This window comes from Frankia sp. Mgl5 (genome assembly GCF_023242985.1).
Lineage (GTDB): Bacteria > Actinomycetota > Actinomycetes > Frankiales > Frankiaceae > Parafrankia > Parafrankia soli.
Map to the genome: position 1 here is coordinate 1 of NZ_JALKFY010000658.1, position 13,474 is coordinate 13,474.

A 13,474-nucleotide genomic window follows, 5' to 3' on the forward strand; every position below is an offset into this window, starting at 1 on the left:
TGTCGCGCTGTCGGGCACCGCGCGGTTGGTCGCACCCTCGGACGGGGCCACCGACGAGCACGATCGGCCGGGCGCGGGGGGGGCGCCGGGGGGGGGGGGGGGGGCGCCGCCGCCCCGCCGCCGCCGGCCGCCGCCGCTCCGGTCGGCAGGACGAACGGGGCTAGCAGGGGGAGTCGCAGGCCGATCAGGGTCCGCCCGCCGGGCACGCGGTCGACGATCACGGCGAGCCGCCGTGACGACAGGCGGGCGGCGAGCACCTCCCGGCGAGCCCCCGGCCCGAGGCGGTCGTGGACGGTGGCGGCGAAGCCCAACGCGTCAGCGCGGGTTCCGGCCGGTGGACGGGTTCTGGCGAACTCCGCGAACCGGCTCGCGAAGTCGCTCGTCGCGGCGAGCTCGGGCCAGCACCGGGCGACCGCCGCGCGCCGCTTGTCGATCAGCGTCCCGCGGACCGCCTCGAACCGTTCCGGATCGAACCCGTCGCCGGGACCGTGGCCGCTCACCAGATCGGTGACCATCGTCACCTGCCGTTCCTCGAGCGTCACCGGTGTCTCCCTGAGCGCCACCGCTCTTTGTCTGAGCGTCACCGGTCTTTGCCCGAACTCCGCGGCCGGCTGCCGTCCCGCCGGCCGTCCCGGGCCCGGCCCGAGAGCGGCGGCGTGGACGGCATCGAGCTCCTCGTGGATCTCGGGCGCGCGGGGGTAGTTCCCGTCCCGCTCGAGCAGGACGGCGGGGACCCCTGACCAGCGCGCCGCGGCCTCGCCCACCAGGGCCAGGACCTCCGGCGCCACCGGATGAAGGTGGGTGTCGAAGTAGATCCCGTTCGCCACCCGTCCCCCGGCGACATGGGCGTACGCCACCCGCTCCCAGGGCAGCGCGTCGAGGAACTGCAGCGGGTCGATGCCGTGGTTCAGCGCGTCCCCGTGCAGGTTGGCGACGTCCACGAGCAGCAGCGCGCCGGTGCGGTCGGCGAGCTCGGTCAGGAACGCGGCCGGGTCCAGCTCATCGTCCGGCCAGGCGAGCACGCTCGCCGCGTTCTCCAGTGCCAGTGGGACGGGCAGTTCGGCCCGCAGGTCGGCGATGTTGCGGGCCAGCACGCCCAGCGCCTCCCGGGTGCGCGGGACGCCGAGCAGATGCCCGGCCTCGACTCCCCCCGCCCGGACGAAGGCGACGTGCTCGCTGACCAGGGGTGAGCCCAGCTGTTCGGCGACCGCGGCCAGCCACGCCACCCGGGACGGGTCGAGCGGCTCGGTGCCGCCGAGGGAGAGCCTGGTGCCGTGCGGGACGACCGGCACGCCGAGTCCGGTGAGTGTCGGCGGCAGCGGCGCCCCGGGGCGCATGAACTCCGCGATCACCTCCACGAAACCCAGGTCGGACCGCTCGGCGAGGACGGCGCCGAGTTCGGGACGCCAGCCGGCGCCGAGCCCCGCCAGCGCCCCAGTCGCGCCGACCGCCGCAGCCGCGCCGGTCGGGCCGGTCGGGCTCGCCACGCAGGCCGAGTCGGTCTCGCTGGTCGCGCTGGCCGTAGGCCGCCGCGACAGCGGGGCGTCTCGGATCGGAGTCCCGGTGGCTGCGATCCGGTCAGCCACCGCCGCAACCTCCACCTCCGCAACCTCCACCTCCGCAACCTCCACCCCCGCAACCTCCACCCCCGCAACCACCTCCGCCATGCCCACCGCCTCCGCATCCACCGCCGTGTCCGCCGCCCCAACCGCCCCAGCTGTGCCCGCCGCTCCAGCCGTCCCCGCCGCCGTGGTGCGAGTCGTCCCCGCCGAAGGCGAACCAGCCGGCGATTCCACCGAACGCGCTGTCGCCCGAGTGTGTCGGGCCGGTGTGCCCGCGCGCCGAGTCGCCCCGGCCACCGATGCGGACGTCCTGGGGTCGGGGTCCGACCCCCAGCCGGTTCGCGACGGTGGCGTCGGCCCGCCACAGGGCCGCCGGCCCGAACAGCGCGACCGCGACGGCACGCTGGCCGGGTACGCCTCCGTCCGCGTATCCGGCGAAGCGGGCCCTGGCGGTCTCGACGAGCCGGCGGCCGTCCCGTGTCGCCGGCGCCGGCCCGGCCAGGAGGATCACGGCCACCGCGCCGATGAGCGCCACCGACGCGACGAGTCCCGGCGCGCCCGCGCCGTCGGCGAGCAGCGCGAGAGCGGCGACGGCGATGGCCAGCGGCACCAACAGTCGCACGAGGTTCAGCAGGCCGACCAGGCCGGCGGACGGGACGTAACCGGCGGCGGCCAGGCGCGCTTGCGCGGCCCGCAGCTCGGGACCGTTGGCGAGCGGCTGGAGAATTCCGCGGACGCTCGGCTGGCCGGCGGCCGCGATCAGCCGGTGCGCGCTCGCGGCGAGCGGCGTGCTCCCCGCCGGGAGCGGACCCGACACGCCGAGCCGCCAGGTCAGCGGGATGCAGATCGCGCCGGCCTCGTAGAGGCCCACGAGAGCGGTCAGGGCGGCCCGTTTCGGCCCGGCGGCGACCAGCGCCAGGTCCTCGGCCGGAACCGCCCGCGGATCGGGCTCCCCGGTGGCGCGGCCCCGCACCGCCCTCGCGCGCAGCGCCACCACGGCGGCGACGGCGGCAAGCACCGTGAGCAGGTAACCGAGTGAGATCGCCATCGTCACTCCCATCCTGGGTCGTCCCGACGCCGGGATGGTGGCACCCCGGCCCGGGGGCCGACTGTCAGGTGACTGACGGTTTGTTGTCGAACTCTCAACGCGAGCGGTTCCCGGACGGCCGGGCGACGGCACGAGGCGGACGGACCGGACGGGTGAGTTGGCCCGGGCGGGCGAGGCGGGCGGGCGGGGCCACCTGGCCTGATTGGGAGCGCGCGCTACGGGCGGCGAACCGGCAGGTGCCTTCTCGTGATCCGGGGGCGGTGGCGGCCCGCATGACCGGCGGGGCGATGTGACGATCGGGGTGGACGGCCATGGCTGCCCACCCCGACCCGCCTCCGGAACGCCGTTGTCCGGAATGGCGCTGGGACCAGTGTGCCCACAGTGGTCCCCCGGGGCGTCAACCGTCGCTCAACGGGCAGGTAGGGCCCTGTCCCAAGGAGGTTCTCGATGGCGGAAACACGGTGAGAGCGCTGCGTGCGGTCGGCGGCGCGCTCGGTAAACCCTTGTATCTTCATAGGGTCATGTGTATAAAGTTGCAGTCATGGGAGTGACTGCGGCGGTGGCGGGTGCGAGCGGGTACGGCGGCGGCGAGCTGCTGAGGCTGCTGCTCGGCCATCCAGGCATCGAGATCGGCGACCTGGCGGCGAACACCTCCGCCGGGGTGGAGGTGACCGACGTCCACCCGCACCTGCCCGACCTGGCCGGCCGCGTCTTCGTCGACGCCGCCGCACTGGCGGAGACCACCGCCGACATCGTGTTCCTGGCGCTTCCGCACGGGCAGTCGGCCGCGGTCGCCGCGACCCTCCCGGCCGGGGTCCGCATCGTCGACCTCGGCGCGGACCATCGCCTCCACGACCCGCAGGCATGGCGCCGGGCATACGGCGGGGAGCACGCCGGCACCTGGACGTACGGAATGCCCGAGCTGCCCGGGGCGCGGGAGGAGATCCGGGTCAGTAACCGGGTCGCCGCGCCCGGGTGCTATCCGACCGCGGTGAGCCTCGCGCTGGTCCCGCTGGTCGCGGCGGGTGCGGTCGACCCGTCCGACATCGTCGTGGTCGCGGCGAGCGGGACATCCGGCGCCGGCCGGGCGGCGAAGGCCAACCTGCTCGGCAGCGAGGTCATGGGCGACATGACCGCGTACAAGGTCGGCACCCACCAGCACCGTCCCGAGATCGTCCAGACGCTCACCCGGTACGCCCGCTCGCCGGTGTCGCTGTCGTTCACCCCCGTGCTCGCGCCGATGCCCCGCGGCATCCTGGCGACCTGCACCGCCCGGCCCGCCGCCGACCTCGCCGCCGGTGACGACCTGGGGACGGGCCTCGGCGCCGACGCCGACACGATCACCGGCATCCTGCGCGCCTTCTACGACGACGAGCCGTTCGTGCGCGTGCTGCCGCCCGGGCGGTGGCCGCGCACGTCGTCGACGCTCGGCAGCAACTGCATCCACCTGCAGGCGACGGTGGACGACGAGGCGGGCCGGGTGGTCGTCGTCGCCGCGATCGACAACCTCACCAAGGGAGCCGCCGGCCAGGCGGTCCAGTGCGCCAACCTCATGCTCGGCCAGCCGGAGACCACCGGTCTGAGCGTTCAGGGCCTCGCGCCGTGACCGCCCCGGTGGCAGCGAGGGCCCTGCCAGCTAGGGAAGGGGAGCAACAGTGAGCGTCACCGCCGCCCGGGGGTTCCGGGCCGCCGGCGCCGCCGCCGGGCTGAAACCGTCCGGGCGTCCGGACGTCGCCCTCGTCGTCAACGACGGTCCCGCCGACGCCGCCGCGGGCGTGTTCACCCGCAACCGTGTGCAGGCCGCGCCCGTGCTGTGGACCCGTCAGGTGCTGACCACCGGCCGGCTGCGCGCTGTCGTGCTCAACTCCGGCGGGGCCAACGCCTGCACCGGCCCGGCGGGGTTCGCCGACACCCACGCGACCGCCGAGCACGTCGGCGCGGCGCTCGGGATCGGCGCCGGTGAGGTCGCGGTCTGCTCCACCGGGCTGATCGGCGTGCGGCTGCCGATGGATCTGCTGCTCCCCGGCGTCGCCCAGGCCGTCGGGGCACTCTCGCCGACCGGCGGTGACGCCGCGGCCGAGGCGATCCGCACCACGGACACCGTCGCCAAGCAGGCGGTGCGCACCAGCACGTCCGGCGCGGCCGGTGACGGTGTCGTCACGGTCGGCGGCATGGGTAAGGGCGCGGCGATGCTCGCGCCGTCGCTGGCGACGATGCTCGTCGTCGTCACCACCGACGCCGTCGCCGACAGCGCCACGCTGGACCGGGTGGTCCGGGAGGCGTGCCGGACGACGTTCGAGCGCGTCGACTCCGACGGCTGCCTGTCGACGAACGACACGGTGCTGCTGCTCGCCTCGGGCGCGTCCGGGCGGTCCCTGCCCGAGGCGGAGCTGACCGAGCTGGTCACCGCCGTCTGTGACGACCTGGCCGGCCAGATGCTCGGCGACGCCGAGGGATCCACCAAGACGATCTCCATCACGGTCACCGGCGCGGCCTCGGAGGCGGACGCCCTCGAGGTCGGCCGCTCGGTGGCCCGCAACAACCTGCTCAAGTGCGCGCTCTACGGCAAGGACCCGAACTGGGGTCGGGTGCTCGCGGCGATCGGTACGACGTCCGCGGCCTTCGAGCCCGACCGCCTCGACGTGACCATGAACGGCATCCAGGTGTGCCGCGGCGGCGCGCCGGGTGAGCCGCGGGAACTGGTCGACCTCGGCGGGCGGGAGATCAGCATCGTCGCCGACCTGCACGCCGGCGACGTCGAGCTCACCGTGCGCACGAATGACCTCACTGACGGCTACGTCTACGAGAACTCGGCGTACTCGACATGAGCGCGGACACGAACCCGGTGAAGTCCGTGGGGTGGGCCGGAGCGAACATCCCCGCGCCGCCACGCGGACCGGCGGCAACCGCCCGCGGGCATTCCGCGCTGGCCAAGACCACCGTGCTCATCGAGGCGCTGCCCTGGCTGTCCCGCTTCCACGGCGCCACCATGGTGATCAAATACGGCGGGAACGCGATGACCCGCCCGGAACTGCGCGAGGCGTTCGCCGCGGACATCGTCTTCCTGCGCTACGCCGGCATCCGCGTCGTCGTCGTGCACGGCGGAGGCCCGCAGATCACCGCCCACCTGGAGCGGCTCGGGGTGCGCTCGGAGTTCGTCGGCGGCCTGCGGGTCACCACCCCGGAGACCATGGAGGTCGTCCGGATGGTCCTCGTCGGCCAGGTCAACCGGGACGTCGTCGGGATGATCAACAACCACGGGCCGTTCGCCGTCGGCCTGTCGGGGGAGGACGCCAACCTGTTCACCGCCCGGCGCCGCCCGGCGATGGTGGACGGCCGCCCGGTCGACGTCGGTCTGGTCGGCGACGTCGTCGACGTCCAGCCGGAGACCGTCAACGCCCTGCTCGACTCGGGCAAGGTGCCGGTGGTGGCCTCGGTGGCCCGCGGCCTCGACGGCGGCGTCTACAACGTCAACGCGGACACCGCGGCGGCGGTGCTGGCGCTCTCGCTGGGTGCGGCCAAGCTTGTCGTACTCACCGACGTGGAGGGCCTCTACGCCGACTGGCCGGCGAGCGACGAGGTGATCAGTGAGCTGACCGTCGGCGAGCTCGAGCGGCTCCTGCCCACCCTGTCGTCGGGCATGATCCCGAAGATGGAGGCCTGCCTGCGTGCCGTCTCCGGCGGCGTCCCCCAGGCACACGTGCTCGACGGGCGGGTCGCGCACGCGCTGCTCCTCGAGATCTTCACCGACGAGGGCATCGGGACGCTGATTCGCGCCGACCCACCCGCCGCCGCCGGCACCGTCGCGGTCGAGGGCGCCGTCACGGCAACCACCAGTTCCAGCGCGGGCGACCCGGCAACAGCGGACATCATCGGGGGAGGATCGTGAACGCCGATCTGCTCGACCGGCGCGACGCCGTCATCATGGCCACCTACGGCCGTCCCTCCATCGCCCTGACCCGCGGGTCCGGCGCGCACGTGTGGGACGCCGACGGCCGCGAGTACGTGGACCTGATCGCCGGGGTGGCGGTGAGCGTCCTGGGTCACTGCCACCCGGCGGTGCGCGCGGCGGTAGTCGCACAGCTCGACACCCTGGGCCACACGTCCAACCTGTACGTGAACACCCCGCAGCTCCTGCTCGCCGAACGCCTGATCGAGCTGCTGGGCGTGGACGGCCGGGCCTTCTTCTGCAACTCGGGCGCCGAGGCGAACGAGACCGCGATCAAGATCAGCCGACGGACCGGCCGCTCGGAGATCATCGCGGCCGAGGGGGCCTTCCACGGCCGGACCATGGGCGCCCTGTCGATCACCGGCCAGCCCGGGAAGCGGGCGCCGTTCGAGCCGCTGCTGCCGGGCGTGCGCTTCGTCCCGCACGGCGACGCCGACGCGCTGGCCGCCGCGGTCAGCGAGCGGACCGCCGCCGTCTTCCTGGAGCCGACCCTGGGCGAGGCCGGGGTGATCCCGTCGCCGCCCGGCTACCTGGCCGCCGCCCGCGCCGCCTGCGACGCACACGGCGCGCTGCTCGTGTTCGACGAGGTCCAGAGCGGCATCGGCCGCACCGGCGCGTGGTTCGCCCACCAGACCGAGGGCGTCATCCCGGACGTGATCACCCTGGCCAAGGGCCTCGGCGGCGGCCTGCCCATCGGGGTCTGCATCGGGATCGGCGCTGCCGGTCACCTGCTGCGTCCCGGTGACCACGGCAGCACCTTCGGTGGCGGGCCGGTGGTGTGCTCGGCCGCCCTCGCCGTGCTCGACACGATCGTGGCCGAGGGCCTGCTCGAGCACGCGGTGGTGCTCGGCGGCGCACTGCGCGACGGCATCGTCGCCGCGGGCGCGGCCGGGGTCACCGGGGTGCGCGGCGTCGGGCTGTGGCTCGCGATCGAGCTCGACGCCCCGTTCGCGCCCGAGGTGGAGACCGCCGCCCGCGAGGCCGGTTTCCTGGTGAACGCGGTCGCGGCGAACGCCGTCCGCCTCGCGCCGCCGCTCGTGCTCACCCCGGCGGACGTCGACGCGTTCGTCGCCGCGCTGCCCGGCATCGCCGACCGGGCGCGGGAGACCCACGCCCAGGGGGACAGGACCGCGGCGACCGGCCCGAAGAAGTCGGACGAAGGATCTAAGGTCAGCGCATGACGGCCCGACACTTCCTGCTCGACACCGACCTGACCTCGTCCGAGCAGGCCGCACTGCTGGATCTCGCCGACCAGCTCAAGGCGACGCGCCGCGACCGGAGGCCCGCCCGCCGCCCGCTCGAGGGCCGCTCGGTCGCGCTGATCTTCGAAAAGCCGTCGACCCGGACGAGGCTGTCCTTCGACGTTGCGGTGGCCGAGCTCGGCGGGCACCCGATCGTGATCGACTCCGGCTCCTCCCAGCTCGGCCGCGGCGAGACCATCGAGGACACCGCAGCCGTCCTGAGCCGCTACGTCGACGCCATCGTCATCCGCACCTTCGCCCAGGACAGGGTCGACCGGATGGCGGCGGCGGCCACCGTGCCCGTCATCAACGCGCTCTCCGACCACACCCACCCCTGCCAGGCGCTCGCCGACCTGCAGACCATCCGGGAGATCCGCGGCCGGCTCGCCGGCGTGACCCTGGCGTACCTGGGCGACGGCAACAACGTCGCCCACTCGCTGCTGCTCGCCGGCGCACTCGCCGGGCTGCGGGTCCACATCGCCTCGCCGCCGGGCTACGAGCCGATCGAGCAGGTCGTGCGGCACGCCAACGAGATCGGTGCGGTCACCGGCGGTGAGGCCCTGGTGATGCACGACGCGCTCGAGGCCGCGGCCGGCGCGGACGTGCTCTACACCGACGTCTGGGCGTCGATGGGGCAGGACACCGAGTCCGACAGCCGGGCGCTGGTCTTCCAGCCCTACCGCCTCGACGAGAAGGTCGTCGAGGCGGCCCGCCCGGACGCGATCGTCATGCACTGCCTGCCCGCGCACCGGGAGATGGAGATCTCCGCGGCTGTGCTCGACGGGCCGCGTTCCGTGGTGTTCGACCAGGCGGAGAACCGGCTGCACGCGCAGAAGGCCCTGCTGTCGTTCCTGCTGGACGAGACCGCGGCGGGTGTCGGTTCCCGATGACCATCCGCTCGGCCGCGCCGCTGACGAAACACGCCCGGCAGGCCCGCCTCGCCGCGCTGATCGCGGCGCGGTCGGTACGGTCGCAGGCGGAGCTCGCGCGTCTGCTTGCCGAGGAAGGCGTGCAGGTCACCCAGGCCACCCTGTCCCGCGATCTGGAGGACATCGGCGCGACGAAGGTCCGCGGGGCCAACGGTGCGCTCGTGTACTCGGTCGACGTGAACCTGGCGCCGGCCGAGACGGTGCGCATCCCGCTGGCCCGGCTCTGCGAGGAGCTTCTCGTCTCGGCCGAGGCCAACGGCGACCTCGTCGTGCTGCGTACCCCGCCGGGGGCCGCGCAGCTGTTCGCCTCCGCGCTCGACCGGGCGGCCCTGCCGGAGGTGATGGGAACCATCGCCGGTGACGACACCGTCCTGGTGGTCTGCCGCGCGGGGCCCACCGGCCCCGGTGGGCCAGCGTTCGCCGGCCGGTTGCTGTCGCTGGCCGACGGCGTCGCACGGGTGGCGGTCCCACCCGGAACGGGCGGGCATCCCGGCATCGGCGCGGGTACCGGCGCGGGCGCCGGCTGAGGACCAGGCGGGGCAGACCTCCCGTCCACCGGCGTCATGAACGACCACGTGAACCGAGAATCAACTAAGGAGTGACTCCGTGACCGAACGCGTCGTGCTTGCCTACTCGGGCGGCCTCGACACGTCCGTGGCCATCGGCTGGATCGGTGCCGAGACCGGCGCCGAGGTCATCGCCCTGGCCGTCGACGTGGGCCAGGGCGGCGAGGACCTCGAGGCGATCCGCCAGCGCGCCTTCGCCTGCGGCGCGGTCGAGTCGATCGTCGTCGACGCCCGCGAGGAGTTCGCGGCATCCTTCGTCGCCCCGGCGATCCGCGCCAACGCCCTGTACATGGACCGCTACCCGCTCATCTCCTCGCTGTCCCGGCCGATCATCGTGAAGCACCTGGTCGAAGCCGCCAAACAGCACGGGGCGGACGCGATCTCGCACGGCTGTACGGGCAAGGGCAACGACCAGGTCCGCTTCGAGGTCGGCGTGATGGCGCTGGCCCCGGGTCTGCGCGTGCTGGCCCCGGTGCGCGACTCGGGCATGACCCGGGACAAGGCGATCGCCTTCGCCGAGGAGCGTGGCCTGCCGATCGACGTCTCGAAGAAGTCCCCGTACTCGATCGACCAGAACCTGTGGGGCCGCACGGCCGAGTGCGGGGTCCTCGAGGACCCGTGGGCGCAGCCGCCGGAGGACGTCTTCGTCTACACGGCCGACCCGACGGTCTCCCGGCCGTCCGACGAGGTCACGATCTCGTTCACCGACGGCCTGCCGACCGGGCTGGACGGGCGGGCACTGTCGCTGGTGGACCTCGTCGCCGAGCTCAACACCCGGGCGGGTGCCCAGGGCGTCGGTCGCATCGACATGATCGAGGACCGGCTCGTCGGCATCAAGAGCCGGGAGATCTACGAGTGCCCGGCGGCGATCACGCTGCTGACCGCGCACCGTGACCTGGAGGACCTCACCCTCGAGCGGGACGTCGCCCGGTTCAAGCGGGGCATCGACCAGCGCTGGGGCGAAATCGTCTATGACGGGCTGTGGTTCTCGCCGCTGCGGGCAGCCCTCGACGCCTTCGTGGACTCGGCCAGCGTCGGTGTCACCGGCGACGTCCGGATCCGGCTGGCGGGCGGCGTCGCCCAGGTCGTGGGCCGTCGCAGCCCGGGCAGTCTCTACGACCACGCGCTGGCCACCTACGATGCCGGCGACCAGTTCGACCAGACCGACGCGCGGGGATTCATCGAGCTGTGGGGCCTGCCCACCAAGGTCTGGGCGGCCCGCGAACAGCGGCTCAACCCGTGACGTCGATCCGGTCGGTGGCGACTGGGAGTCACCCAGCGGCCGACGAGGAGCAGGAACGGATGGATCCCGAACGGGCACAGGGCGACGCCGCGCGCACGGACGCGGCGCGCACGGACACCGCCGACGACACCGACGGAGAGGACACCGGGGGGCACGCCGGCGCGGGTGGGCAGGCGGACGCCCCCGCGTCGACGCCGCCGCTGCGGCTGTGGGGCGGGCGGTTCGCGGGCGGGCCGGCCGAGGCGCTGGCACGGCTGTCGGTCAGCGTGCAGTTCGACTGGCGCCTGGCGCCGTACGACCTGCTCGCCTCCCGCTCACACGCCCGCGTCCTGCACCGCGCCGGCCTGCTGGACGACGCCGAGCTGACGGCGATGCTCGGCGCACTCGACGACCTGTCGGACGCGGTCGCCCACGGCCGCTTCCGCCCGACCATCGAGGACGAGGACGTCCACACCGCGCTCGAGCGGGGGCTGCTCGAGCGCCTCGGCGCGCTCGGGGGCAAGCTGCGGGCCGGCCGGAGCCGCAACGACCAGGTCGCGACCGACCTGCGCCTGTACCTGCGCGATCACGCGCGTCAGGTCGCCGCGCGGGTCACCGAGCTCTCCACCGCCCTCGTCGGGCTGGCCGAGCAGCACGTCGAGACCCCGGCACCGGGGATGACCCACCTGCAGCACGCCCAGCCGATCTCGTTCGGGCACCAGCTGCTGGCGCACGTCCACGCGTTCGCCCGGGACACCGACCGGCTGCGGGACTGGGACCGGCGTGCCTCGGTGAGCGCGCTCGGCGCCGGCGCGCTCGCCGGCTCCTCACTGCCGCTGGACCCGGCGGGGGTGGCCGCCGAGCTCGGCTTCGACCGGGCCTTCGCCAACTCGCTCGACGCGGTGTCCGACCGGGACTTCGCCGCCGAGTTCCTCTTCATCGCCGCGCTGATCGGGGTGCACCTGTCCCGGCTCGGTGAGGAGATCGTCCTGTGGACGACCCGGGAGTTCGGCTGGGTCGAGCTTGACGACGCCTTCGCCACCGGCAGCTCGATCATGCCGCAGAAGAAGAATCCGGACGTGGCCGAGCTGGCCCGCGGCAAGTCGGGCCGCCTCATCGGCGGGCTCACCGGGCTGCTGACCACCCTCAAGGGCCTGCCGCTCGCCTACGACCGCGACCTGCAGGAGGACAAGGAGCCGGTGTTCGACGCGGTTGACACCCTCCTCGTCGTGCTGCCGGCGGTGACCGGCATGGTCGCGACGATGCGGGTGCGCCGGGAACGGCTCGCGGCCGCCGCGCCGGACGGGTTCGCGCTGGCGACGGACGTGGCGGAGTACCTCGTCCGCAACGGGGTCGCCTTCCGGGAGGCACACGAGGCCGTCGGGCAGCTCGTGGCCTGGTGTGTGGCCCACGACGCCGACATGGACGAGGTCTCCGAGGGCGACCTCGCGATCATCAACCCGCTGCTCACCGCCGACGTCCGATCGGTGCTCTCGGTGCGCGGTGCGCTCGAGGCGCGCTCGGCACCGGGCGGGACGGCTCCCGCGCGGGTCCGGGAGCAGATCGCGGCGCTCGGGCCGGTGCTCGACCGGGACCGGGCGTGGGCCGGGAGCTGACCGGCGTTCCGAGTCGCGACTTCTACGACCGGCCCGTGCTGGCCGTCGCCCGAGATCTTCTCGGGACGACGGTCCGGCACGGGCCGGTCGCGTTGCGGGTCACCGAGGTGGAGGCCTACGGCGGCACGGACGATCCGGCGTCCCATGCCTTCCGCGGTCCGACCCCGCGCTCGCGGGTCATGTTCGGACCGCCCGGACACGCCTACGTCTACTTCGTCTACGGCATGCACTGGTGTTTCAACGTCGTGTGCGGTCCGGAGGGTACGGCCGCCGCGGTTCTGATCCGGGCTGGTGCGGTCGCCGGGTCCGTCCCGGCCCGGCATGTTCCGGGCAGCGCCCGCCAGCCGGAGCCCGAGCCCGGGCTTGAGTCCGCGTCCGGGGCCGGGTGCGTGGCCGCCGGGGCGAGGAGCTCGGGGACGACGAGGGGCGCGGGGACTGGGGAGGCCGGGGCCGGGAGCGCGGGAGCGGGGGGCGCCGCGGCCGCCTGGCGCGTCGCGAGCGGGCCTGGACGCTTCGCCCGGGCCCTGGGGGTGGACGGCGGCTTCACCGGCACCGATCTCGTCGGATCCGGCCCGGTGACGGTTCACGCCGGAGCACCCGTTGCCGAGACCCAGGTGGGCCGTGGGCCCCGGATCGGCATCCGGACGGGCCTCGACCGCCCGTACCGACTCTGGATCCTGAACGAGCCGTCGGTGAGCCGCGGCCGGCCCCCGCGGACGCCTGCCTGAGGCGCGTGGCCTGAGACGGACCGACCGAACCCGCACAGACCGACGCGTACGGACTGTGCTCCCTGCGGCACAGAGAGGCCACTCGCCCGCGGCCGGCATGTCCCCCCCCGCCTCGGGCGACCCGGCGAGGCGTCCACCGCTTCACTGTGGCTGGCACCCAGGTGGTTCGAGCGGTCCTCCCGCGCTGGTGGCGGGGCTGCTCCGTCGCCCATCCGTTCGAGCGCAGAACCTCAAGCCTCGCATATCAGACGGCTGCGTCAAGCTCCAAGTGGAGCCATGTGACATACGTCACACTATTCGGGTCCCGATTGATTTGACGCCCCCCGTCATCCACCCGTAATGTTCTCTCTGTCAGCGCAACACGGAAGACACCGAACAGGGTGGCTCCACGCGGGACAGGGCCTCGACCGAGAGGGCGAGGCTGAGGGTAGAGCGCAAGGTCCTGGCAAGGGTCACGGCGTTTCTAACCTAAACAAGATGAAATCGGGCAAAAGTGCCTGGAGGAACCGCTTCACGGCGTGGACTCCTGTACGCACCTGCTCCTTGAGAACTCAACAGCGTACCGAATAGTCAGTGCCATATTTTTTAACCCCCGTCCATGGCCAGGGCTTAG

11 protein-coding genes are annotated in these 13,474 nt (G+C 73.7%); 9 read left to right on the top strand and 2 right to left on the bottom strand.

What is annotated here, in order from left to right; translation table 11 throughout:
• Both MXD62_RS21675 and MXD62_RS21680 read right to left on the bottom strand, forming a co-directional pair.
• Positions 1-1,586 (bottom strand): DUF692 domain-containing protein (locus MXD62_RS21675; protein WP_248831322.1); only part of this gene is annotated, 1,586 nt, incomplete at its 3' end.
• Entirely contained in the window at positions 1,579-2,622 is a 1,044-nt protein-coding gene (locus tag MXD62_RS21680) for a TIGR04222 domain-containing membrane protein (RefSeq protein WP_248831323.1), read from the bottom strand. The genes MXD62_RS21675 and MXD62_RS21680, both read right to left, overlap by 8 nt.
• Before the next feature lie 529 nt (positions 2,623-3,151).
• Here MXD62_RS21680 and argC point away from each other — a divergent pair.
• From argC to MXD62_RS21725, 9 genes are all read left to right on the top strand, one after another.
• Positions 3,152-4,216 (top strand): N-acetyl-gamma-glutamyl-phosphate reductase, encoded by a 1,065-nt coding sequence (gene argC / locus MXD62_RS21685; RefSeq protein WP_248831324.1) that lies wholly within the window; start codon positions 3,152-3,154, stop codon positions 4,214-4,216.
• A gap of 49 nt (positions 4,217-4,265) precedes the next feature.
• Positions 4,266-5,438 carry a bifunctional glutamate N-acetyltransferase/amino-acid acetyltransferase ArgJ gene (argJ, locus tag MXD62_RS21690; protein ID WP_248831325.1) on the top strand — a complete coding sequence of 391 codons (1,173 nt, stop codon included), beginning with the start codon at positions 4,266-4,268 and terminating at the stop codon, positions 5,436-5,438.
• The gene (gene argB / locus MXD62_RS21695) at positions 5,435-6,499 is read left to right on the top strand and encodes an acetylglutamate kinase (RefSeq protein ID WP_248831326.1); all 1,065 of its coding nucleotides are present in this window, start codon (positions 5,435-5,437) and stop codon (positions 6,497-6,499) included. Before argJ ends, argB begins: the two co-directional genes overlap by 4 nt.
• On the top strand, positions 6,496-7,740 hold the full coding sequence (locus tag MXD62_RS21700; protein ID WP_248831327.1) for an acetylornithine transaminase: 1,245 nt from the start codon (positions 6,496-6,498) through the stop codon (positions 7,738-7,740). The genes argB and MXD62_RS21700 overlap by 4 nt, the downstream gene beginning before the upstream one ends.
• Complete coding sequence (gene argF / locus MXD62_RS21705) at positions 7,737-8,690, top strand: ornithine carbamoyltransferase (RefSeq protein WP_248831328.1); 954 nt, start codon at positions 7,737-7,739, stop codon at positions 8,688-8,690. The genes MXD62_RS21700 and argF overlap by 4 nt, the downstream gene beginning before the upstream one ends.
• A complete protein-coding gene (gene argR, locus MXD62_RS21710; protein WP_020459352.1) occupies positions 8,687-9,256 on the top strand; it encodes an arginine repressor in 570 nt (189 codons plus the stop codon). The genes argF and argR overlap by 4 nt, the downstream gene beginning before the upstream one ends.
• Positions 9,257-9,335: 79 nt before the next feature.
• On the top strand, positions 9,336-10,538 hold the full coding sequence (locus tag MXD62_RS21715; protein WP_248831329.1) for an argininosuccinate synthase: 1,203 nt from the start codon (positions 9,336-9,338) through the stop codon (positions 10,536-10,538).
• Positions 10,535-12,133 (top strand): argininosuccinate lyase, encoded by a 1,599-nt coding sequence (gene argH, locus MXD62_RS21720; RefSeq protein ID WP_248831330.1) that lies wholly within the window; start codon positions 10,535-10,537, stop codon positions 12,131-12,133. Before MXD62_RS21715 ends, argH begins: the two co-directional genes overlap by 4 nt.
• Positions 12,118-12,861 carry a DNA-3-methyladenine glycosylase gene (locus MXD62_RS21725; RefSeq protein ID WP_248831331.1) on the top strand — a complete coding sequence of 248 codons (744 nt, stop codon included), beginning with the start codon at positions 12,118-12,120 and terminating at the stop codon, positions 12,859-12,861. Before argH ends, MXD62_RS21725 begins: the two co-directional genes overlap by 16 nt.
• Positions 12,862-13,474: the final 613 nt, after the last annotated feature.